Origin of the sequence: Streptomyces sp. NPDC058469, from assembly GCF_042721125.1 — a bacterium.
Taxonomy (GTDB): Bacteria; Actinomycetota; Actinomycetes; order Streptomycetales; family Streptomycetaceae; genus Streptomyces.
In genome coordinates this window covers 1-22,535 of record NZ_JBHXME010000066.1, presented here as the reverse complement: position 1 = coordinate 22,535, position 22,535 = coordinate 1, and the positions used below count along the sequence as shown (strand labels likewise).

The following is a 22,535-nucleotide window of genomic DNA, read 5'->3' as shown; positions in this document are numbered from 1 at the left end:
TGCCCTCTCTGGCTGGTGAGTTGTGGACGTCCGCGGGCCCGGCGACGGGCGGGGGGAGTGCCCCGTCGACGGGCCCGGGACTTGTGCCGGTCCCCGTCCCCACGGGATCCGGCACCGCGAGGCCGCCTCCGCTCTCGGCGGCCCCGGTCTGCGGGGGTCCCTACGGGACCGGTGTGAGGCGGGCGGTCGGAGTGTCGGCGACCGGCGCCGGGACCTTGCGGCTCAGGGCCTCGCCCTCGACGTCCATGCGGGGCAGGACCCGGTCGAGCCAACGGGGCAGGTACCAGGCCTTGTTGCCGAGCAGGGAGAGGACGGCGGGCACGATCGCCATCCGGACGACGAACGCGTCGAAGAGCACCGCGATGGCCAGCCCGAAGCCGATCATCTTGATCATCGAGGCGCCCGCGCCGATGAAGCCCGAGAACACCGCCATCATGATCAGCGCGGCGGCCACGACCACCCGGGCGCTGTGCCGGAACCCGGAGACGATCGCCTGACCGGGCCCGTCCCCGTGGACGTACGCCTCACGCATCCGGGAGACCAGGAACACCTCGTAGTCCATGGCGAGGCCGAAGACGATGCCCACCAGGAAGATCGGCATCAGGCTCATGATCGGGCCGGTCTGGCCGACGCCCAACAGGCTTGCTCCGTGGCCCTGTTGGAAGACCGCCACGACCGCGCCGAGTGCCGCGAGCACGGAGAGCAGGAAGCCGAGCGCCGCCTTCAGCGGCACGAGCAGCGAGCGGAAGACCAGGAGCAGGAGGACGATCGCCAGGCCCACCACCAGCGCCAGGTACGGGATCAGCGCGTCCTGGACCTTCTGCGCCACGTCGATGTTCAGCGCGGTGGTGCCGGTGACCTCGAAGCTCGCGCCCGCGTCGGCGGCGATGGTCGGGCGTTCGTCGCGGATCGTCTGGACGAGTTCCTTGGTCTTCTCGTCGGTGGGACTGGTGGCCGGGGTCGCGGCGAACACCGCAGTGTCGCCCGCCGAGTTGAAGCGGGCCGGTGAGACGGAGACCACGCCGTCGGTGGCCGCGATCTCCTTCGAAATCGTCGCTACGGCGCTCTTCGCGTCGTCGGCCTTCTTGGCGTCCACGACGATGGTCAGGGGGCCGTTGAAGCCGGGGCCGAAGCCCTGGGCGAGGTCGTCGTAGGCGCGGCGTTCGGTGGTGGCCGTGGACTTGGCCTCGTCGCCGGGCATGCCGAGCTGGAGGCCGAGGGCGGGAAGAGCCATCGCGCCGAGGCCTACGACGCCGAGCAGCAGCACGGGGATCGGGCGGCGGACGACGAGCCGGGCCCAACGGCTGCCCCCGTTCTCGCCGTTGCCGTTGCCCTTGCCCCGATCGGCCTTCGCTTTGCGTTCGCGGCGGGAGAGGACGGCGTTCGGCCAGAAGCCGAGGACGGCCGGGACGAGGGTCAGGCAGATGAGGACCCCCAGGAGGACCGCGCCCGCCGCCGCCAGGCCCATCTTCGTCAGCATGGGAATGCCGACCACCGACAAACCGGCTAGTGCGATGACAACGGTTAGACCGGCGAACACCACTGCCGAACCCGCCGTACCGGCCGCCAGTCCTGCTGCCTCGCGCGGCGCGTGGCCCTTCTCCCGTTCCTCCCGATAGCGGGAGACGACGAACAACGCGTAGTCGATACCGCAGGCGAGGCCGAGCATCGTGGCCAGCGTGCCCGTGGTCTCGGAGAGGCCGAAGGCGCTGCCCAGGGCGAGGACCGCGGACATGCTGATGCCGACGCCGAGGATCGCGGTGAGGAGGGGCAGGCCGGCCGCGGCCAGCGAACCGAAGGTGATGAGGAGGACGACGGCGGCTATCGCGATGCCGATCGCCTCGGCGCTGCCGCCCGCCGCGGGCTGGGTCGCGAGGGCGTCGCCGCCGACCTCGACGGTCAGGCCCGCGTCCCGGGCCGTGTCGATGGCCCGCTCCAGGTGGGTCTTGGCCGCGCCGGTGAGGTCGTCGGCCTTCACCTTGAAGGTGACGGTGGAGTACGCCGTCGACGTGTCCTTGCTCACCGCCTTCGCGGCGAACGGGTCGACAGCGGAGGCGACTTGGGAACCGTCGGCCGCCTCCGTGACCAGCTTCTCGATCGCCGCCCTGTTCTCGGTCGCGGTGACCTTCCCGCCGTTCGGGGCGACGAAGACGATCCGGGCGCTCGCGCCGTCCGCCGCGGTGCCGGGGAAGCGCTGCTCCAGCAGGTCGAAGGCGCGCTGCGACTCGATGCCGGGCATCGTGAAGCCGTCGTCCGGGGCGGCGGGGGCCTTGGCGGCGGCGAATCCGACGGCGCCGAGGACCGCCACCCACAACAGGGTGACGAACCAGCGCCACCGGAAGGCCACACGGCCCAAGCGGTAAAGGAGAGTAGCCATGGCTGGGGAAGGCCTCCACGTCGGCGGTCGGTCGAGATCCAGATCGAGTTCGAGTTCGAGCTCGTGATCGTGGTCCCAAGCCTTCCGGCGGCGGCTCTACGGCACGAGGGAGTGCCCTCCCGAATGAATGGTGTAGCCCGCTACACCATCACGGCGCTGCTCAGCCCCTGCTCAGCCCCTGTCCAGGCCCTTCAGCCCGCGTTCAGCTCCGTCAACTGGCCCAGCGGCAGCGTGTGATGGGTCTGCAGGACCTTCGCGCGCAGATACCGGACGTTGTGGGCGGTGGTGAAGACGCCGGTCGGGACGCGGTCGTGGACATCGATGCCCAGGCCGCGCAACTGGTCCGCCTTGTCAGGGTTGTTGGACAGCAGGTCCAGGGACGTGATCCCGAGGGCGCTGAGCATCTGCGCGGCGGCCGTGTAGTCGCGGGCGTCCTCGGGCAGGCCCAGCGCGGTGTTCGCGGCGTACGTGTCGAGGCCCTGGTCCTGGAGGGCGTACGCGTCGAGCTTGTTGTAGAGGCCGATGCCCCGGCCCTCCTGGCGCAGGTAGAGCAGGACACCGCCGCGCTCGGCGATGCGCTCGACGGCCTCGCGCAGCTGGGGCCCGCAGTCGCAGCGGGCGGAGCCGAAGACGTCGCCGGTCAGGCACTCGGAGTGCAGCCGGACCAGCGGGGTGGTGCCGGGGGCGGGGTCGCCGAGGACGACGGCCACGTGTTCCTGGCCGTCGGTCAGGCCGTGGAAGGTGACGAGTTCGGCGTCGACGCCGTAGCCGTCCTGGAAGCGCAGCGGTACCCGGACGCGGGCACGCGGGGTGGCGGCGGGGAAGTCGGGCATGCGGGTCTCCGTGGTCCGGCGGCGGGTACTCCGGGATGTGCTTCAGTTTTGAAGCACATCCACGATCACGGACACTACCTCATGCTTGAAATTTGAAGCAACAGAATTGTGCCGCGGGTCACGAAGATGAAATACGGCTCACGAAGACGAAAGATGGGGTCACGAAGGTGAAAGACGGGTCACGAGCATGAAGGAGTGGAGCGGCGGCGCCACGGCACGTCCTCCGGTTCCTCCAGCGCCCGCGCGATCCCGGCACTGATCTCCTCCAGCTGGCCCACCTGCTCCGGGGTGAGATGGTCGAAGATCGCGGCACGGACGGTCTCGACGTGGCCCGGCGCCGTACGCTCCAGGACGGCCATCCCCTCGTCGGTCAGGACCGCGGTGCTGCCGCGCTTGTCCGACGGACACCCCTCTCGCCGCACCAGCCCGTCCTTCTCCAGCCGGGTCACGGCGTACGTCAGCCGGCTCCGGGTGATCTTCGACTTCTCGGCGAGGTCGGTCATCCGCAGTCGGCGGTCCGGCACCTCGGAGAGGTTGGCGAGGATGGAGTAGTACAGGTGGGGCATGCCGGCGTCCTGCTGGAGCTGCCGGTCGATCGCGTCCTCCAGGAGGTGCGTCGCGGCGATGTACGCGCGCCAGGCGCGCTGCTCCTCGGCGGTGAGCCAGCGAGTCGTCATGCCCCCAGTGTAGGTTTGTTTCAAACTTGAACCAAGCCCCACCGTGCCCAAGCCCCACCACGCCCAAGCCCCGCCCGCCTCCCACAGAGAGCGCGTCGATGTCCTTCCCCCACGTCCTGCTGTCCGCCGCCGTCTCCCTCGACGGCTACCTCGACGACACCGGCCCCGACCGGCTGCTCCTCTCCGGCCCGGCCGACTTCGACCGCGTCGACGAGGTCCGGGCGTCCGTGGACGCGATCCTCATCGGCGCCGGCACGATCCGCGCGGACAACCCCCGCCTCCTGGTCAACTCCCCTGAGCGCAGGGCCAGTCGCGTCGCCGCAGGCAAGCCGGAATACCCCCTCAAGGTCACGGTCAGCGGCTCCGGCGACCTGGACCCGACGGCCAACTTCTGGCACACGGGCGGCGACAAGGTCGTCTATACGACGGACAAGGGCGGGGAGCGGGCACGCGGGCTCGGCCTCGCCGCGGACGTCGTCACCCTCGGCCCCGACCTCGACTGGCGCCGGCTCCTGGAGCACCTGCACGAGGTCCGGGGAGTGGACCGCCTGATGGTCGAGGGTGGCGGCACGATCCACACCCAACTCCTCCAGCAGGGTCTGGCCGACGAACTCCAGTTGGTCCTGTCCCCGCTCTTCGTAGGCGACAGCAAGGCCCCCCGTCTCTTCGGCCCGGGCACGTACCAGGCGGGCCGTCTCCGACTCCTTGAGACCCGCCCCATCGAGGACGTGGTCCTCATGCGCTACGAACCCACCGCCCCCGGCACCGGCGACCTCCCCTCCGCCGCCGACCACCACTGGCTCGCGCTGGCCTGCGACCTGGCGGCGGACTGCCCGCCCTCGGAGACGGCGTTCAGCGTCGGCGCGGTGGTGGTGGCGGAGGACGGCACGGAGTTGTCCCGCGGCCACTCCCGCGAGTCCGGCGACCCGGTGGTCCACGCGGAGGAGGCGGCCCTGGCGAAACTGGACCCGCAGGACCCGCGCCTCCCCACGGCGACGGTCTACACCAGCCTGGAACCCTGCACCCACCGAGCCTCCCGCCCCAAGCCCTGCGCCCGCCTGATCCTCGACGCGGGCGTACGACGCGTGGTCACGGCCTGGCGCGAGCCGGACACGTTCGTGGCGGGGGCGGACGGGAGCGGGGCGCTGGCCGCGCAGGGGGTGTCCGTGGTCGTACTCCCGGAGTACGAGGAGCGAGCGAAGGCACCGAACCGCCATCTGACAGGCTGAGCGAAATCCAGCCCGTCCGGCGTTTGAGGACGAGGCCGTTCAGGCCGAAGCGGGGGTCTGGGGGCGGAGTTCCCAGCTGCGCCGACACCAACACCGGCTCGCCCCAACACCGCTCACCACGACCAATCGGCCCATCAGATCCTGCGCCCCACCGCCCACCGGGTCACGCTCGCAAGGAACCGGTGCGGACAACGCGGAGGTAGGACACATGAGGGCAGTGGGCCGGCGGCACGCCATCACCATGCTGGGCGCGTCCGTAGTCGTAGGGCTACTCGCCTCGTGCGGGACGGCGGACACCGGTACGCGAACCATGGCACGGGCACTGCCCGCAGACGCCGCGTTCACCCACCCCGGAGTCCTGGTCAGCAAGGGCCAGTTGGACGCCGTACGGAAGAACGTGGCTGCCGGCAAGCAACCCTGGCTGAAGGCGTACTTCGGGATGCGGGACAGCAAGTACGGGTCGTACAAGTACACGGCGAAGCCGTACGCCGACGTCGACTGCCCATGGAACGGCAAGGCCGCGCACGGCTGTGTCGAGGAGCGCGAGGACGCGATCGCGGCGTACACGCAGGCCCTGTTGTTCAGCATCACCGGGAAGCAGCATCACGCGCTCAAGGCGCGGGAGATCATGGACGACTGGTCGGCGAAGATGAAGGAGCACACCTCCGACGACGCCGGGCTGCAGACCGCGTGGGCCGGGTCTACCTGGGTGCGGGCGGCGGAGATCGTGCGGTACGCGCCGGGGGCCGGATGGCCCGCGGACCGGGTCAAGCGCTTCGAGACCATGCTGCGTACGGCCTACGAGCCGGAAGTCACCAAGAACCTGCCGGACTACAACGGCAACTGGGACCTCGCGATGACGGACGCGGCGATCGGCATCGCCGTGTTCCGCGACGACCACAAGGCCTTCGACGCGGCCGTCAAACGCTTCCGCGACCGCGTGCCCGCCTACTTCTACCTCGCCAAGGACGGCAAGGTGCCGCTCACCCCGGTGGGCTCGAAGGTCACCACCCCGCAGAAGCTGACGACGTACTGGTTCAAGCAGACGACCTTCAAGGACGGCGTCGCGCAGGAGACCTGCCGCAACTTCAAGCACGTCGGGTACTCGCTGGCGGCCACCGCCCATATCGCCGAGACCGCCTGGCACCAGGGCGTCGACCTCTACGACGGCGTCAAGGACCGGCTCAAGGCGGCCCTGGAATTCCACGCCCGCTACCAGCTCGGCGAGGCCGCGCCCGCGTGGCTGTGCGGCGGCAAGGTCGACCGGAACATGGGGCCCGACCTGGAGGTCGCCCTCAACCACCTGGAGGGCCGGCTCGGCGTGAAGGTGCCCGCCGCGCACAAGCTCGCCGAGTCCACCCGGCCGGCCGGCAGCGACGACCTCTTCGTCTCCTGGGAGACCCTCACGCACGCCGGAAACACCGCCGACTGAAACCTGTGTGACTTCGGACCCCGCGAATGGCGTATAGTTGCAATCACAACGGCGCGGGGTGGAGCAGCTCGGTAGCTCGCTGGGCTCATAACCCAGAGGTCGCAGGTTCAAATCCTGTCCCCGCTACTAAGGCCAAGGGCCGGAATCCAGAAATGGATTCCGGCCCTTGGTGTTTCTCCCCCTCTTTGATCCCCCGTGATCTCCCCGATCGGCCCACACCGCTCGCAGCCCTCCCCCCACCGGGAAAAACTGGATCCGTGGAGGCGGAGGGTCCGTACGTGCGAGCCGGCGGGCGTCTGCCCGGCGATCCCGTGCCCGACCCGGGCCTCGGCCCCGTCGAGGGACGGCGGATCTCCTACGCCCGCACCTTTGTCCGCCGGCTGCCGACGCTGCTGCTGGTCGTCGGGGCGTTCTACGACTACTTCACCCCGCAGGACTTCACCGCGGCCCCGTTCTTCACCGCCGCCCCGCTCGTCGCCGCCCCGCTCTACTCGCGGCGCGGCACCGTGCTCACCGGCCTGGTCTCCGTCGCCGTCGTCCTCGCGATCCACGTCAGGCTCGGCATCGTCTTCCACACCGACGCGGTCACCGAGGTGATCACCGTGGCGACGGTCGCCGTGCTCGCCGTCCTCATCAACCTCCTGGTCCGCCGCAGCAGCGAACAGCTCGCCTCCGCGCGCGAGATCGCCGAGGCCGCCCAGCGCGCCGTCCTGCCCGAACCGGCCGAGCGGATCGGCGGGTTCGAGATCGCCGCACGGTACGAGGCGGCGCAGGAGGGCGCGTTCATCGGCGGCGACCTGTACGCGGTGCAGGACACCCCGCACGGCGTACGGCTGGTCGTCGGCGACGTGCGCGGCAAGGGCATGGGCGCGGTCGCCGCCGTGGCCGTGGTGATCGGGGCGTTCCGGGAGGCCGCCGAGCAGGAGGCCACCCTGGAGGCGGTCGCCCAGCGGCTGGAGCGGGCGCTGGCACGCGAGGGCACCCGGCGCGACGGGCTCGACGCGTTCGAGGGGTTCACCACGGCCGTCCTCGCCGAACTCCCGCACGGCGACGGCGTCGTACGGATCGTCGACCGGGGCCATCCGCCGCCGCTGCTCCTGCACGAGGACGGCACCGTGCGCACGTTGCAGGTCCAGGAGCCCGCACTGCCGCTGGGCATGGGCGAGTTGGGGGTCTGGCCCGACCGCGCCGAGGAGTTCGCGTTCCCCGGCGGGGCCACCCTCCTCGTCCACACCGACGGGCTGTCCGAGGCGCGCGACTCCCACGGCGTCTTCTACGACCCCGGGGCGCGGCTGGCCGGCCGGACCTTCCGCAGTCCCGAGGCGCTGCTCGGCATCCTCGCCAAGGAGGTGCGCCGGTACTCCGGGGGCTGGATGACGGACGACATGGCGATGATCGCCGTACGGCATCCGTAGACAGGCAACTACGGCGGTTGTCACCGGTGGTGACCGGGTGAGAGCCCTCCGCATAACAACTGACATGCCGTCAGTACCTGTGGAAATTCCGAGACTTGGCCAACTCGCCCGTTTTTCGCCGGTGGTGGGCCGTTCGTCCAGCAAGGAAAGGTTAATGATCAAGCCGAACAGCTTGGAAACGGGCGCCCGTGTCTATTAACGTTCGATAACGCAGCGCGGTCGTCCCAGCCGTCACAAGAGACAGCTCCGTGCGCACGCGCCGAATCCCGCGAGGGAACCGGGGAACCACCACTTGGGGTGAATCGCTCGTCGACAGCCGTGGCGACACGGCAGGTTTACGCGCGTAGGAGACCTTCCTGCTCCGAACCCGTCAGCTAACCCGGTAGGCGAGAAGGAAGGAAAGGAGCACGCCCACGTGGCGTCCAACCAGGCTGCCCCAGAAGCCCCTGTCGTCTACGGCGGTTTCCGCCCCGACGAGGGCCCCTGGGAGGAGTGGAATCCCAGCGCGGAGTCCGTTCCTCCCAACCGCGGCAAGCACCGTGTCGCCAAGCAGCGTGGTGGCGGAGGATTCGCCCGCAGCTCCACCGTCCTGGGCGTCGGTGTCATAGCCGCCGTCAGCGCGGGCGGTATGGCCAGCGCCAACACCGGCAAGCCGCCGGTCTCCATCTCCCTGCCCGACCTGCCCTCGGTGGGTCATCTGCTGGACGACTCGTCCAGTAGTACCCCCAAGGGTTCCGCGACCGCGCTCAGCAGCGTCGGCGTGACCACCACCGAGACCGCCAAGGGCGCCTCGGACGCGGGCGAGCTGCTGCGCAACCGGATCATGGCGCAGGCCGAGTCGCAGCAGGTGCAGGTCGAGGGCAAGTCGAAGGCCGCCGTCGAGGCCGCCGTCGCCAAGCAGGTCGACGACGCCGCCGCCAAGGCCGAGAAGGACGCCGCGAAGAAGGCCGCCGACGCGAAGAAGGCCGCGGAGGCCGCCGCCAAGAAGAAGGCCGAGGCCGCGAAGCTCGCCGCGCTCGCCAAGCAGTACACGCTGCCGGTCGTCTCGTACACGATCACCGGCACCTTCGGCCAGGCCGGATCGATGTGGTCCTCCGGCTACCACACCGGGCTCGACTTCGCCGCACCCACCGGCACGCTGATCAAGGCCGTGCACAGCGGCACGGTCACCGAGGCGGGCTGGGCCGGGTCGTACGGCTACCGCACGATCATCACCCTCGACGACGGCACCGAGCTGTGGTTCTGCCACCAGTCCTCGATCAACGTCAGCGTCGGGCAGAAGGTCGCCACCGGCGACGTCATCGGCCGCGTGGGCGCCACCGGCAACGTGACCGGGCCGCACCTCCACCTGGAGGTGCACATCAACGGCGCCGCCACCGCGAGCGACCCGGCGCCCTGGCTGCGCAGCAAGGGCCTCAACCCCTGAGCGTCTGGAATATCCGGTTCCGGTCCGGCTGTTGAAGAGGGTCATGACTTCTCTTCGCAAGCTGGGCCGGTCCGACCTCGAGGTCTTCCCGCTCTCCCTCGGCGGCAACGTCTTCGGCTGGACCGCCGACGAGGCGGCCTCCTTCGCCGTCCTCGACGCGTACACGGCCGCGGGCGGCAACTTCGTCGACACCGCCGACTCGTACTCGGCGTTCGCGCCGGGCAACCACGGCGGCGAGTCCGAGACCATCATCGGCAAGTGGGTCAAGGCCCGAGGCAACCGCTCCGACGTCGTCATCGCCACCAAGGTCAGCCAGCACCCCGACTTCCCGGGCCTGAGCGCCGCCAACATCAAGGCCGCCGCCGACGCTTCCCTGCGCCGCTTGGACACCGACCACATCGACCTCTACTACACCCACTTCGACAAGGTCGAGGTGCCGGTCGAGGAGATCATCGGCGCGCTGGACGAGCTGGTGAAGGCGGGCAAGGTGCGGCACATCGCCGCCTCCAACATCACCCCGGAGCGCCTCCGGGCGTCCCTCGACTTCTCCGAGCGCGAGGGCCTGGCGCGCTATGTCGCCCTCCAGCCCCACTACAACCTGGTCTCGCGCGGCACATACGAGGGCGAGCTGAGCGAGCTCGCCGCGAAGGCAGGCCTGTCCGCGGTCCCGTACTTCGCGCTGGCCTCCGGCTTCCTCACCGGCAAGTACCGCCCCGGTACGACGGTCGACAGCCCGCGTGCCGAGGGCGCCGCGAAGCACCTGAACACCGAGCGCGGGCAACAGGTCCTCACCGCCCTCGACGAGGTCGCGCAGGCCCACGACGCCCCGGTCGCCACGGTGGCCCTGGCCTGGCTCGCCGCCCAGCCCACGGTCGCGGCCCCGATCGCCTCCGCCCGCACGGTCGAGCAACTGCCCGCACTGCTCGGCGTGGCCGAACTGACGCTGACGGACACGGAGATCGCCCGCCTCACACAGGCGTCGGCCTAAGGGCCGTAGAGGGCGTGTAGAGGGCCAGAGGTTGTACGGGTCGTAAGGGTCGCCGAGACCGTCGGGTCAGGACCGGTACGGGTTGTACAGGGGAGTCCCGTACGACCCGTACACCGGCGGCCACGGCGGTACGACCACCGGTACCGGCGGTGCCATGCGCCGTGCCGCGTAGTCCAGCGCGGGCCGCGCCACCTCCCGGCGCAGCCACAGCTCGTGCAGCAACTCCCTTTCCCGTACGACGAAGTCGGCGCCGGCGCGGCCCCGCCCGGCCCGGTGCCGCAGGAACGCCAGGGAGGTCGCGTACGCCTCGTACTGGGCGACCGAGCGGCCGGCCGGTCTGCCGAGGTGGTGGCGGGCGTACTCGCGGGCCAGCCGGCGGGCCTTCATCGAGCCGAGCACGAACGGTTCGGCCGGGATCAGCCAGCCCGCGTAGACGTAGGCGGGCAACTCCTCGCGCACGGTGCGCAGTTCGCGCTGCCGGGTCCAGATCGCGAGCCAGGTCAGCAGGCCGAACGCGGGGAGCATGAAGACGCCGTAGACCTCGAAGAAGCCGTACTGGCCGAACGTGGAGGAGCCGTTCCAGATCGCGTGCATGCCCATCGCGAGGAGCAGGCCGGTCAGGGGGACCAGGACGCGTCTGATGTGGTGCCGGTCGGGGGAGAGGGCGGCGATGCCGAAGCCGATGCCGGTGAGGACGGTGAACAGGGGGTGCGCGAAGGGGGACATGACGATGCGCACGAAGAAGGTCGCCGCGGTGACGGAGGTGAAGCCGCGGTCGCCGGTGAGCTGGTCGGTGCCGAAGGCGGTGCCGAGGTAGAGGATGTTCTCGGTGAACGCGAAGCCGGTGGCGGTGACCCCGGCTATCACCACCCCGTCGACGATCCCGGTGAAGTCCCGTCTGCGGAACAGGAAGACGAGGAGGACGGCCGCCGCCTTCGCCGACTCCTCGACGATCGGGGCTATGACAGTGGCGCCGAGGGTGTCCGCGCTGGTCGGGTCGGCGGTCGTGGTCGCTATCCATCTCGTCGCGAAGCTGTTGGCGACGATCGCTATCAGCGCGGCGGCGCAGGCACCCCACGCGAAGGAGAACAGGAGATTCCGCCAGGGCCCGGGATCGACGCGGTCCAGCCAGCGGAAGGCGGCGACGAGCAGCGGAACGGGCAGTACGGCGAGCCCGAGGCCGACCAAGAACCCTTCCGTGCCGGTCTGTTGGCGGACCAGCGCGAGGATGACGAGCCCGGAGAGCGTGAGCAGGGCGATCAGCGCGCCGTAACGGACCCAGTTCCGCTGCCACCAGCGCCCCCGCGGCCCGTGCCCGGGCACACCACCGGCGGGGTGGCCGGGGTGTGGGGGGTACGGCGGAAACGTGGCCACGGCATCGACCCTAACGAGGTACGGGCACGGCCCGCGATGGAGCCTGGCGTCAGCGCTGGTCCTCGTGGGGTACGCGACGGAAGAGCAGATCGTTCACGACATGTCCCTTGTCCAGTCCCTGGCCCTCGAAACGAGTCAGCGGCCGGAAGTCCGGACGGGGCGCAAAACCGCCGTCAGGTTGGCTGTTCTCGAAGTCCGGGTGCGCACCGAGCACTTCGAGCATCTGCTCCGCGTACGGCTCCCAGTCGGTCGCGCAGTGCACGGTCGCACCGGGCTTGAGCCGGGTCGCGGCGAGCGACAGGAACTCCTCCTGGATCAGCCGCCGCTTGTGGTGCCGCTTCTTGGGCCAGGGGTCCGGGAAGTACACGCGCAGCCCGTCGAGCGAGTCCGGGGCGAGCATCTCGCGCAGCAGGATGATGGCGTCCCCGTTGGCGACGCGGATGTTGGACAGGCCGTGGTGGTCGGCGAGGCCCAGCAGGTTGCCCTGGCCCGGGGTGTGCACGTCGGCGGCGAGGATGTTCGTCGCGGGGTCCGCGGCGGCCATCTGCACGGTGGCCTCGCCCATCCCGAAGCCGATCTCCAGCACGACCGGGTTGTCGTTCCCGAACAGCTCGGTCAGCTCGACGACCCGCTGCCCGTCGATGTCCAGCCCCCATTTGGGCCACAGCCGTTCCAGCGCGTCCGCCTGCCCGGCCGTCACCCGACTCCTGCGGGGCTGGAAACTCCGGATGCGCCGCTCGAAGTGGGAGCCGGCGGGGTCGGGCTTGGGGCCGTCGGGGAAACGGGGTTCGCCCTTGGCACGGATTCGCTGCGCGGGCTCGGTGGGGACGTGACCTAGGTCATCCGTGGTGGGCCGAGGGGCGTCGGGGGCGTTGATGGAGTCAGACACAATGCGTCGATTTTACGGGGAGCCGGGGGCTGGATGGCGTCCGCCCAAGCGTCTGCGTGATTGCGGTGTGCCCGCGGGTGCGGGTTCGTCGTGGCTGGTCGCGCCCACGCGGCGGAGCCGCACATGTCACAGCCCCGCGCCCCTTAGGGGGCTGCCCTTCCCGGCGTTTGGAGTGGCTGTCGCCCCTGGTGCAGTACGGCCAAGGCCCGGTGGGCCACCTCCCTTCCGATGGGCAGGGAGGCGGTCGCCGCTGGGCTGGGGGCGTTGAGGACGTGGATGGCGCGGGGGCCCTCCTTGATCAGGAAGTCGTCTACGAGGGTGCCGTCCCGCAGCACCGCCTGCGCCCGCACCCCGGCCGCCGAAGGGACCAGGTCGTCCGGTGTCACGGCCGGGAGGAGGCGCCGTACGGCCTCCGTGAACGCGGCCTTGGACACCGAGCGCCGCAGCTCTCCCGCCCCGTACCGCCAGTGCTGCCGGGCCATGCGCCATACGCCGGGCCAGGCCGCCGTCGCCGCGATCTCCCGGGGGCGTACGACGCCCCAGTCGTAGCCCTCGCGGGCCAGGGCCGGTACCGCGTTCGGGCCGAGGTGGACGCTGCCGTCCATCCCGCGCGTGAGGTGCACGCCCAGGAACGGGAACGCCGGGTCCGGTACCGGGTAGACCAGGCCCCGGACCAGTTCGGGACGGGCCAGGGTGTAGTACTCGCCACGGAACGGCACGATCCGCATCTCCGGGTCGTCGCCGGTGAGACGGGCCACCTCGTCGCAGTGCAGGCCCGCGCAGTTCACCAGCACGCGGGCGCGGACGACGTCACCGCCGGTCGCGGTCACCGTGCGGACGGCGACCCCGCGCTCCGGGCGCCGGTCGATGTGGGCCACGCGCGCGCCGTAGCGGATCTCCGCGCCGGAGGCCTCGGCCAGCCGCCGGGCGACCTCGGTGTAGTCGCAGATCCCGGTCGTCCCGACGTGTATGGCCGCGAGGCCGCGCACCTCCGGTTCGTACTCCGCTATCTGGGTGGCGCCCAACTCCCGGACCGGGATGCCGTTCTCCCGGCCGCGCTGCACGAGCGCGTGCAGGCGGGGCAGCTCGGCGCGCTCGGTGGCGACGATCAGCTTGCCGGTCACGTCGTGCGGGACGCCGTACTCCGCGCAGAACGCGACCATCTCGGCAGCGCCCCGCACCGCGTACCGCGCCTTGAGCGACCCGGGCCGGTAGTAGACCCCGCTGTGGATCACCCCGCTGTTGCGGCCCGTCTGATGCCGGGCGGGCCCGGATTCCTTCTCCAGCACCGTCACCCGCGTACCCGGCGCGGCACGAGTGATCGCATACGCCGTCGACAGCCCGACAATCCCGCCTCCGACCACGAGCACGTCACAGTCGTACCCGACCACGGTGCACCACCTCCCGGCTTCGATAGTGCACTGCGCCACTGACAGTGCCTTCAAACCCCGGGAGGGCAGAACCCCGCAAGGGGCGCGGGGCCGTATCGATGTGCGGCTCCGCCGCGTGGGCGCGACAAGCCACGACGAACCGGTACTCGCGCACCCACCGCACCACGCAGACGCTCAGGCGGGCGCCATCAACAACGGCCGAGCCCTCTCCCGCAGCTCAACAACCTGCGGCTCGTCCCCATACGGCTCCAGCCGATGCAGGAGATCCTTCACATACTCGGTCGTACGGGCCGAAGAGATGCGCCCCGCGACCTCCACCGCCCGCACGCCCTGCTCGCATGCCGCGTCGAGGTTGCCCGACTCCAACTCGGCGACCGCCGAGACGACCAGCCGGAGACCATGCGAGCGCACGAACTCCTCCGTCGGCTTCGACAACGCCTGCTCCGTGAACCGCCGGACCTGACGCGGTGCCTTCAAGTCGCGGTAGCACTCGGCGGCATCGGCCGCGAACCGGTCGTAGGAGTAGAAGCCGAGCCAGGACGGATCGTTGTCGCCCTCCCGGGACCGCTCAAGCCACCCCTCGGCCGCCTTCAGGGCCGCACCGGCCGCCTGGGCATCCCCCGCCTTCGCATGGGAGCGTGCCTCGACGAGCCGGAAGAAGCTCATGGTGCGGGCGGTCGCGAGCCCCCGGTTGCGTTCCAGGGCCGCCTGCGCGAGGTCGACGCCCTCGTCGCCGAAGCCCCGGTAGGTCGCCTGCAACGACATCGAGGCGAGAACGTAGCCCCCTAGGGGCACGTCCGCCGCCGCGCGGGCAAGGCGCAGCGCCTGGATGTAGTACCGCTGGGCCGCCTCCTGCTGACCGGTGTCGAAGGCCATCCACCCGGCGAGGCGGGTGAGTTCGGCACTCGCGCCGAACAGGGCCCTGCCGACCTCGTCGGAGTACGAGCCGAGCAGCAGCGGTGCCGCCTCCACCCGCAGACACTCCGGCACCATCGACGAACGCCAGTCGCCGCCCCCGTACTTGGAGTCCCAGCGCCTGGCGTCCTCCGCGGCCTCCCGCAGCTTCTGCACATCGCTGTGGCCGACTTTGAGCGGTGTCCCGGAACTCTCGACGGAGTTCGCCTCGCGGGCCACCGAACTGTCGGCCGGGGTTATCAGCCACCGTGAGGCGGGCGTTGCGTATGCGCTGACTGCGAACGACCCGGCAAGGGACTGCCAGATGCCGCCGGAACCGGCCCGGCGGCCGGCGAGGTCGAGCCGGTACAACTCCGTTGCGGAACGCACGGCTTGACCGACGTCCCTGGGGAAGGCGAGGCCCACTTCCGGTGCGGGATCCGCGTCCGCCAGGCCGATCTCGTGGAGCGGCACAGGGCGGCCGAGCTTCTGGCCGATGGCGGCCGCGATGAGGTGCGGAGCGGCGCCCTGGGGCACCATTCCCTTCGACACCCAGCGCGCCACCGACGTCTTGTCGTAGCGAAGTGTCAACCCGCGTTGAGCGCCAAGATCGTTGACGCGACGCGCGAGTCCTGCGTTGCTGATTCCCGCGAGGGCGAGAACGGTGCCGAGTTTTTCGTTCGGCCCGCGTTGCTCCCTGGACATGCGCCACCCCTCGACACAGACGGCTGCCGCGCTGGCATAACCACCCGGCATTCGTAAACCCAGCGTAGTTCGCCGCATCCCAAGCGTTAAGGGGCATTGTTCCGGTTGGCGGGATTGTGGTCCGTACGCGAGTGCGGGGTTTGCACGCAGGGTTGCGACGTGCCCCCGTCGTGTGGCCGTGCGCCCGTGTGTGCGCTCTTCTCCGGCCATCCCGGGAGCGCTTCGATGGATCGTGCGTGGGTCGGCCCGCTGTACTGGATCCAGTGGGCTGGGGGACACCGCCGCCTACATCCCCGCGGGCGGCGGACCGGTCCGGGAGGCGTACTCCGCCTCCCGGACTGTGCGCGGTGCGAAGCGGTGCGCACGGCATGTACGGAGCGTGCGCGAGCCTGTGCTTGTTACGCCGATTTGGCCGAAAAGCACCCCTGCCTCCCGAGGTCGAATACCGCTCCTACCATGGGAGTTGAGGGCGCGTTAGGTGTTTTGGGGGAGCGTATCGGGGGCGCATTCGCGTCGCGGACGTAGGGTCATGGTTGTCCGGTTGTCCCTCGTCCAGGGCGTCTTCACGCGATCTCAAGCGGCTTCTCCGGCCCTCCGGAAGGCGTCCTTCATGGCAGCATGGTGCCCAGTTCGTGCGGTGCACTGGTTGTCCACAGCCTGTGGAGGCGTCGATGCGGTGGTTGGTGGGATGGAGCAGTACCGCCGCTGGAGCCGCCGCGATCGGTTCCGCGGGGGCGACTGGGCTCGACGGTGAGACGGTGCACCCGGTGGGGTCCCAACTCCTGTGGGGCGACCCGGATCCGCTGTGGGCGGTCGGCGACTGGCGGCCCGACGAGGTACGGGTCGTGAAGGTCGACGCCGAGACCCGCATCGCCGTCCTCGGCACCTGCGGCGCCTCCGATGAGGAGCTGCGGCTGAGCCTGTTCTCCGCGCGCGGAGGGGCACTTCGGCATCTGACGGCCTGGTCCGGCAGTTACACGGCGGTCGTCAAGGTCGGCCGCCGCACCATGGTCTGCGGTGATCTCGCGGGCGCCAAGCCGGTGTTCTACACCCCCTGGGCCGGCGGTACGGCGTACTCCACGGCCGCGCTCCCGCTCGCCGACCTCATCGAGGCCAACCTCGACTTCGGGCACCTCGCCGCGCTGCTCGCCGCCCCGGACGTCCCGGCCGCGCTGCACGACTCGACGCCGTACGACGGGGTGCGGCGCATTCCGCCGGGGCATGCGCTGGTCCTGCGCGCCGGGGCGCGCGAGATCGCCGGGTACGAGCCGGTCGCCTCCCTCGCGGTCGCGGCGGCGGCCGTCGACCCGGACAGCGCGGTGGACGCCGTACGGGACGCACTCGTTGACGCCGTGCGCGCCCGCCTCTCCGCACCGCGCCACGTCCCCGACATAGACCCAGGGCCTGTCCCGGGCATGGGCCCCGCCGAACGGCGTGCCGCGCGCGGGATGCCGGTTCCCGGGATCGGGGCCGACCTCTCCGGGGGGCCCGCCTCCGGGACGCTGGCCCTGCTCGCCGCCGGGCTGCCGGGGGCACCGGGCACGGTCCTCGGGCACGGCACCGGCGCGGGCGAACGGCTCCTCGCCGTCACGTTCAACGATCTCGCCGTCCCCGGCCGCGAGTCCGAGGTGGAGCGCGCGGGCACCCTCGCGGCCAACCCCCGCCTGCACCACGTGGTGGTCACCGGCGGCGAGGACGTCCTGCCGTACGCCGAACTCGACGGCCCCCTCACCGACGAACCCGGCCCCTCCCTGATCACCGCCGCCCGCCACCGCGCGCGGCTCGCCGCGGGCAGCGCCGACCACTTCACCGGGTACGGCGCCCGCCAGGTCCTGGACGCGCACCCGGCCCGCCTCGCCGACCTGCTGATGGACCGCAAACGGCGCCATCTGGTGCGCCCGGTGGCCGCGTTGGCGAAGGCGGACGGTTCGGTGATGGTCCCCGGGCGCGTCTACGGCGCGGCCCGCCGCCTCGCCCGCACGCCCTACGGCGCGGGACTCGAAGTCCTCGCCGACCGGCTGATGAACCAGCGCTTCGACGAGCCCGGAGGCGCCGTCGGAGCCTCCCTCGCCGCGCTCACCTGGGCCAGACCGGGCCCCGCCGCACGCTGGCTGACCGGTGAGGCCCTGGCTGAAGTATCGGTTCGCCTGCAGAGTGCGCCCAGCCGTCAGGGCAGCGGCCCGGGCCAGCGCCCCGGCGACTTCCGCGCGCGTGCCGCCCTCGCCCGCCACGCATCGGATCTCCGGGTCCTGGAACAGGCCGCCGAGATCCGCTCCCAGCGCCTGCACACCCCGTTCCTCGACAACCAGGTGGTCCGCGCCTGCCGCTCCCTCCCCGAGGCGCTACGGGTCCAGCCGGGCGCCCGCGCGGCGATCCTGCGCACGGTCCTGGAGGGCGCCGGCGTGGGCGACCTCCCGCCCGGCTGGGGCGCCCCCTCCCACGCCTCGGCGGCAGCCGCGGCCCGCAAGGGTCTCCGGGTGTCCGCGGACTCCCTGATGGACCTGTTCGCCACGCCCCTGCTCGCGCAGGCGGGCCTGGTGGAGGCCCGAGTCGTCCGCAAGGCCCTGCGTGCGGCGGCCCAGGGGGAGCCGTTGCCCTTGGACGGCCTCGCCGACCTGGTGTCCCTGGAACTGTGGCTGGGACGCCTGCTGGCCCGCCGGGGCACTTGCTGGACGGGAACACCGGCACGCGCGCGTGCGGTACCGGAGGGGATCAGGCCGCAGCGGGGGGCGTTGGCTTCGGGCGCGTGAGCCGGGGTGGTGTGATCGGGAGCGGGCGGCGAGGATGACAGGTCCACGTAGGCGTCAGCGCCCCAAAGAGGCGCGGGGCTGTGTCGATATGCGGCTCCGCCGCGTGGGCGCGACCAGCCACAAGGGCGCCGCAGCCGACCAACAACCCACCGCGCTACGGCTTCAACCCGCGCAACGCCAACGTCAGCAACCTGTCCGCCAGTTCAGGACCCCCGGGGCCCAGGTCGGCCGTCGTCACCGCGCACACCCCGAACCGCCCCGAACCGCCCCATCCACCCGCCCCGCCGCGAAACCCCGTGCCCCCGTCCCGCCCGCCCGGCGACAATGGTCCGGTGCGGTACAAAATCCTGGGTAGCACCCGGGCGGAGGACGAACAGGGCACCGGCGTACCCCTCGGCGGTGCGCGGCTGCGCGCCCTGCTCGCCGTCCTAGCCCTGCACCCGGGCCGGATCGTCCCCTTCGGCACCCTGATCGACGAGGTGTGGGCGGACGACCCTCCCCAGGACGCCCCGGCCGCCCTCCAGGCCCTGGTCGGCCGGCTCCGCCGCACCCTCGGTAAGGACGCGATCGCCTCCGACCCCGGCGGCTACCGCCTCGCCGCGACCCGGGACGAGGTCGACCTGTTCGTCTTCGAACACCTCGTACGCCGGGGAACGGCAGCCCTCGACCGGGGCGACGCGACCGTCGCCGCCCGCGACCTCGGCGAGGCGCTCGCCCTGTGGCGCGGGCCCGCGCTCGCCGACCTCCCGGACCGGTCTGCCGCCGCCCGCCCCGACGCGCTGCGCCAGGAGGCCACCCGCGCGCGGGCCGAGGCCGACCTGCTGCTCGGCCGCGCCGCCGACGTCGTACCGGAACTGAGGGAACTGACCGCGGCGCATCCCTACGACGAACCGCTGCGCGCCCTCCTCATCCGCGCCCTGCGCGACGCGGGCCGCGGGGCCGACGCGCTCGCCGCGTACGAGGCGGCCCGGCGCGCACTCGCCGAGGGGCTCGGCACCGACCCGGGGCCGGAACTCCGCGCGCTGCACGGGGAGTTGCTCACGTCGACGGCACCGGCGAGCGCGGCGCCCGCTGCCCCCGGGCGCCCCGAACGCAACGGCAACCTGCGTCCGCGGCTTACCTCTTTCGTGGGCCGGGAACCCGAGATCGCCGCCGTCCGTTCCGAATTGCACAGGGCCCGCCTGGTCACGCTCACCGGACCGGGCGGCTCCGGAAAGACCCGTCTCGCCGAGGAGGCCGCCGCCGGGCTCCCGCAGGCGTGGCTCGTCGAGCTGGCCCGGCTCGACCGGCCGGAGGCGGTGCCGGGCGCGGTGGTCAGTGCCCTCGGTCTGCGCGAGACCGCGCTGCTGACCACCGAGTTGGTGACCACGCAGGACGACCCGGTCGCCCTGCTGGTGGAGTACTGCGCCTCGCGCGGCCGACTCCTGATCCTTGACAACTGCGAACATGTCATCGGCGCGGTGGCCGACCTCGCCGAAACGCTCCTGACCCGCTGCCCGGGGCTCACGATCCTCGCCACCAGCCGTGAACCCCTGGGCGTCCCCGGCGAGTCCGTGCGCCCGGTCGAGCCCCTCGTCCCCGACCAGGCGCACCGCCTCTTCACGGAGCGCGCCGCCGCCGTCCGCCCCGACGCACAGGCCGTGCTCCAGGACACGGAGGCGGTCGCGGAGATCTGCCGCCGCCTCGACGGCCTGCCCCTGGCCATCGAACTGGCCGCCGCCCGGCTCCGGTTGCTCACCCCGCGGCAGATCGCCGACCGCCTCGACGACCGCTTCCGCCTCCTCACCTCCGGAAGCCGTACGGTGCTGCCCCGCCAGCAGACCCTGCGGGCCGTCGTCGACTGGTCCTGGGAGCTGCTCGACGAGCCGGAGCGGACGGTGCTGCGCGAGGTCTCCGTGTTCGCCGGCGGCTGGGACCTCCCGGCGGCGGAGGCCGTGTGCACCGGCCCCGCGGCTCATCTCATCGGCTCCCTGGTCGACAAGTCCCTGATCGTGGCCACCCCGGGGGACGCGGCCGGCGGCATGCGCTACCGCATGCTGGAGACCATCCACGAGTACGCCGTGGAGCGCGCCGCCGAGACCCCGGAGCTGCGGTCGGCGGCCGAGCGAAGACACCGCGCCTGGGTGCGCGCCCTCGTCGAGGAGGCCGAGCCCCTGCTCCGCTCCGGCGACCAACTCCCGTGGATAGCCCGCCTGGAGACCGAGCTCGACAACATCCGGGCCGCCCTCGCCCGCTCCGTCGCCGACCGCGACGAGGCGGAGGCGGGCGCCCTGGCCCTCGCCGTCGGCTGGTTCTGGTGGCTGCGCAACTACCGCCCCGAGGGCGCGGACTGGGTGGTCCGCATCCTCGCCCTGACCATGCCGGACGGGCCCGCCCAGGACCCGTTCGAGACCTACGTCGAGAGCTACGTCGCCGACCCGGAGGCGGATGCCCGGCACCCCCTGCACACCCAGCGGATGGACCTCCGGCTGCTGAATCTCTTCCTCAGGGCCGAGTCCGAACTCCTGGGCCGGACGGCGGACGGCCTGCTGGACGAGCGGATGCGGCAGTACATGAAGCTGATCCAGGACTTCTTCGCCGCCGGCGGCCCGCAGGCGGCCCGTATGCCGGGGCTCATCTGGCCGCTCACCGCCTACTTCCTCACCGAGACGATGGACATCCGGCCCGCCATGGAGGCGGCGGTCGTCAACGTCCGTGTCCACGGCGGCGACTGGGAGAACGCGGTCCTGCTGATGTTCCGCACCCACCTGCTCGTCGACTCGCCGGGCGGCATGGCGGGCATCGACGAGGACCTGAAGACGCTGAAGGCGCTCTGCGGACGCGTCGGCGACCGCTGGGTGCGCGCCCAGCTGTCCAGCGCGGTCGGCGAGGCCGCCATGGTCCGCGGCCGCTTCGAGGAGGCGAGGACGGCCTACGAGGAGGCGCTGGCGCTCGCCTACGAGGTCGGCGCCTACACCGAGACCCCGTTCCTCATCGCCCGCCTCGCCGAACTCGCCTTCCGCGCGGGCGACCGCGCCAGTGCCCTCGCCGGCCTGGAGGAGGCGACCGAGGAGTCCGAGCGGCACGGCGTGCCGGACGCCCGCGCGTTCGTCCTGATGCTGCGCGCGCACATCGCCCTGGAGGACGGGGAGATCGCCCGCGCGCGGGAGTTGAGCGACCGGGCCTCGGCGGAGAGCGAGAAGGGCACGCCCCCGCCGCAGTTCACCGCCGGCCTGCACACGGTCGCCGCTCTGGTCACGGCCGCCGAGTCCGGTCCGAAGCGCGGACTGGAGATGATGTCCGCCACCCTGCGCGAGGCCGTCGATCAGCACTGCGCCGACGCGCTGATCGCGATGCTGGTGGACCAGACGGCCCTGCTCTCCGCGGAACTCGGTGAACTGCCGCGCACGGTACGGCTGTTGGCGGTAGGCGACCGCTGGCGCGGCGGCCACCCGCGCCCCATGCCGGAGCGCGCCCGCGTCGAGCGCGCCGAGGCCACCGCCCGCGCCGGCCTGGGCACCGAGCGCTACGCCGCCGAACGCGCCCGCGGCGAGACCCTCACCATGGACGAGGTCCTGGCCGAACTGCCCGTCCCGGCGTAGCACCGACGTAGTGCCCTATCGGCACGCGCCTACTGGCACGTGAACTTCGACTCCGCCCAGTCCGCCAGCGCCAAGTTGTCGAAGGAACTGTGCGGTTCGACCACGAGCCGTACGGTCCTGCGCCCGGCGAGGTTCACATGGACGGGCACCGCCGCGTCCCCGCCGTCGATCTCCCCGGACTGCCACAGCCGGACCCCGTCGGCGTACACCGAGAAGTAGACCTTGCCGAGCCCCAGCATCATGTCGTCGACGCCGACCGTCGCGTCGTAGGAGACGCACTGGCGGTTGAGGGCGATCGTGACGGAGGAGCGGCCGTGCACGGTCGCCCCGTGCGCGTACCGGGTGCCGCCGATCGAGACGCCGTAGCGCTGCCACACCCAGCTGCTCTCGCCGAGCTGGATCTCCGGTGCGGTGCCGTCGCCGTTGACGTTGTAGGAGAGTTCGCTGACCTGGAAGATCGTCGGCGCGGGTGGGGGCGTCGGGGTCGGGGTGGGGGTCGGTGTCGGCGTGGGCCTGGGGGTCGGCTTCGGAGTTGGGGTGGGCTTCGGGGTCGGTGTCGGCCGGGGGGTGGGCG

The 22,535-nt window shown here is 71.7% G+C and carries 15 protein-coding genes, 1 tRNA gene and 1 riboswitch; of the genes, 8 read left to right on the top strand and 8 right to left on the bottom strand.

Going from position 1 to position 22,535, the window contains the following annotated elements:
• Window positions 1-160: 160 nt before the first annotated feature.
• From ACFWP5_RS26355 to ACFWP5_RS26345, 3 genes are all read right to left on the bottom strand, one after another.
• A complete protein-coding gene (locus ACFWP5_RS26355; protein WP_384161348.1) occupies window positions 161-2,377 on the bottom strand; it encodes an MMPL family transporter in 2,217 nt (738 codons plus the stop codon).
• A 191-nt stretch (window positions 2,378-2,568) separates the two neighbouring features.
• Window positions 2,569-3,210: a GTP cyclohydrolase II gene (gene ribA, locus ACFWP5_RS26350; protein WP_384161345.1), complete on the bottom strand. Its 642-nt coding sequence runs from the start codon at window positions 3,208-3,210 to the stop codon at window positions 2,569-2,571.
• Between the two features lie 179 nt (window positions 3,211-3,389).
• Entirely contained in the window at window positions 3,390-3,887 is a 498-nt protein-coding gene (locus tag ACFWP5_RS26345) for a MarR family transcriptional regulator (protein WP_352113240.1), read from the bottom strand.
• Window positions 3,888-3,985: 98 nt separating this feature from the next.
• Between ACFWP5_RS26345 and ACFWP5_RS26340 the strand changes: the two genes are divergently transcribed.
• The 6 genes from ACFWP5_RS26340 to ACFWP5_RS26315 all read left to right on the top strand — a co-directional run bounded on the left by ACFWP5_RS26340 (window position 3,986) and on the right by ACFWP5_RS26315 (window position 10,377).
• Window positions 3,986-5,116: a dihydrofolate reductase family protein gene (locus tag ACFWP5_RS26340; protein WP_384161342.1), complete on the top strand. Its 1,131-nt coding sequence runs from the start codon at window positions 3,986-3,988 to the stop codon at window positions 5,114-5,116.
• A 208-nt stretch (window positions 5,117-5,324) separates the two neighbouring features.
• Window positions 5,325-6,548, top strand: coding sequence for an alginate lyase family protein (locus tag ACFWP5_RS26335; RefSeq protein ID WP_384161339.1), 1,224 nt, complete (start codon window positions 5,325-5,327; stop codon window positions 6,546-6,548).
• A 52-nt stretch (window positions 6,549-6,600) separates the two neighbouring features.
• Window positions 6,601-6,674, top strand: a tRNA-Met gene (locus ACFWP5_RS26330).
• A 131-nt stretch (window positions 6,675-6,805) separates the two neighbouring features.
• Entirely contained in the window at window positions 6,806-7,963 is a 1,158-nt protein-coding gene (locus ACFWP5_RS26325; protein ID WP_384161336.1) for a PP2C family protein-serine/threonine phosphatase, read from the top strand.
• A gap of 247 nt (window positions 7,964-8,210) precedes the next feature.
• Window positions 8,211-8,367: riboswitch (cyclic di-AMP (ydaO/yuaA leader) on the top strand.
• Between the two features lie 11 nt (window positions 8,368-8,378).
• Window positions 8,379-9,389: a M23 family metallopeptidase gene (locus ACFWP5_RS26320; RefSeq protein WP_384161334.1), complete on the top strand. Its 1,011-nt coding sequence runs from the start codon at window positions 8,379-8,381 to the stop codon at window positions 9,387-9,389.
• Between the two features lie 43 nt (window positions 9,390-9,432).
• Entirely contained in the window at window positions 9,433-10,377 is a 945-nt protein-coding gene (locus tag ACFWP5_RS26315; RefSeq protein WP_384161331.1) for an aldo/keto reductase, read from the top strand.
• A 66-nt stretch (window positions 10,378-10,443) separates the two neighbouring features.
• Here ACFWP5_RS26315 and ACFWP5_RS26310 read toward each other — a convergent pair whose 3' ends face one another.
• The 4 genes from ACFWP5_RS26310 to ACFWP5_RS26295 form a co-directional block, all read right to left on the bottom strand.
• Window positions 10,444-11,751, bottom strand: a complete 1,308-nt coding sequence (locus ACFWP5_RS26310) for a PrsW family intramembrane metalloprotease (protein ID WP_384161328.1) — start codon at window positions 11,749-11,751, stop codon at window positions 10,444-10,446.
• 49 nt (window positions 11,752-11,800) lie between these two features.
• Window positions 11,801-12,640 (bottom strand): tRNA (guanosine(46)-N7)-methyltransferase TrmB, encoded by an 840-nt coding sequence (trmB, locus tag ACFWP5_RS26305; protein ID WP_384161325.1) that lies wholly within the window; start codon window positions 12,638-12,640, stop codon window positions 11,801-11,803.
• A 143-nt stretch (window positions 12,641-12,783) separates the two neighbouring features.
• On the bottom strand, window positions 12,784-14,031 hold the full coding sequence (gene lhgO / locus ACFWP5_RS26300; protein ID WP_384161322.1) for an L-2-hydroxyglutarate oxidase: 1,248 nt from the start codon (window positions 14,029-14,031) through the stop codon (window positions 12,784-12,786).
• 174 nt (window positions 14,032-14,205) lie between these two features.
• Window positions 14,206-15,630 (bottom strand): MFS transporter, encoded by a 1,425-nt coding sequence (locus tag ACFWP5_RS26295; protein ID WP_384161319.1) that lies wholly within the window; start codon window positions 15,628-15,630, stop codon window positions 14,206-14,208.
• A gap of 671 nt (window positions 15,631-16,301) precedes the next feature.
• On the opposite strand from ACFWP5_RS26295, the gene ACFWP5_RS26290 reads away from it, so the two are divergent.
• Both ACFWP5_RS26290 and ACFWP5_RS26285 read left to right on the top strand, forming a co-directional pair.
• Complete coding sequence (locus ACFWP5_RS26290; RefSeq protein WP_384161314.1) at window positions 16,302-18,380, top strand: asparagine synthase-related protein; 2,079 nt, start codon at window positions 16,302-16,304, stop codon at window positions 18,378-18,380.
• Between the two features lie 332 nt (window positions 18,381-18,712).
• Window positions 18,713-21,961, top strand: a complete 3,249-nt coding sequence (locus tag ACFWP5_RS26285; RefSeq protein WP_384161311.1) for a BTAD domain-containing putative transcriptional regulator — start codon at window positions 18,713-18,715, stop codon at window positions 21,959-21,961.
• A 29-nt stretch (window positions 21,962-21,990) separates the two neighbouring features.
• On the opposite strand, the gene ACFWP5_RS26280 is transcribed toward ACFWP5_RS26285, so the two are convergent.
• The coding region (locus tag ACFWP5_RS26280) for an NPCBM/NEW2 domain-containing protein (RefSeq protein ID WP_384161308.1) at window positions 21,991-22,535 on the bottom strand (545 nt) is incomplete at its 5' end.

Coding starts and splice junctions, on each gene's coding strand:
- ACFWP5_RS26290 (WP_384161314.1), top strand. CDS start 16,302: ATGCGGTGGTTGGTGGGATGGAGCAGTACCGCCGCTGGAGCCGCCGCG.
- ACFWP5_RS26335 (WP_384161339.1), top strand. CDS start 5,325: ATGAGGGCAGTGGGCCGGCGGCACGCCATCACCATGCTGGGCGCGTCC.
- ACFWP5_RS26340 (WP_384161342.1), top strand. CDS start 3,986: ATGTCCTTCCCCCACGTCCTGCTGTCCGCCGCCGTCTCCCTCGACGGC.
- ACFWP5_RS26315 (WP_384161331.1), top strand. CDS start 9,433: ATGACTTCTCTTCGCAAGCTGGGCCGGTCCGACCTCGAGGTCTTCCCG.
- ACFWP5_RS26355 (WP_384161348.1), bottom strand. CDS start 2,377: ATGGCTACTCTCCTTTACCGCTTGGGCCGTGTGGCCTTCCGGTGGCGC.
- ACFWP5_RS26295 (WP_384161319.1), bottom strand. CDS start 15,630: ATGTCCAGGGAGCAACGCGGGCCGAACGAAAAACTCGGCACCGTTCTC.
- ribA (WP_384161345.1), bottom strand. CDS start 3,210: ATGCCCGACTTCCCCGCCGCCACCCCGCGTGCCCGCGTCCGGGTACCG.
- ACFWP5_RS26345 (WP_352113240.1), bottom strand. CDS start 3,887: ATGACGACTCGCTGGCTCACCGCCGAGGAGCAGCGCGCCTGGCGCGCG.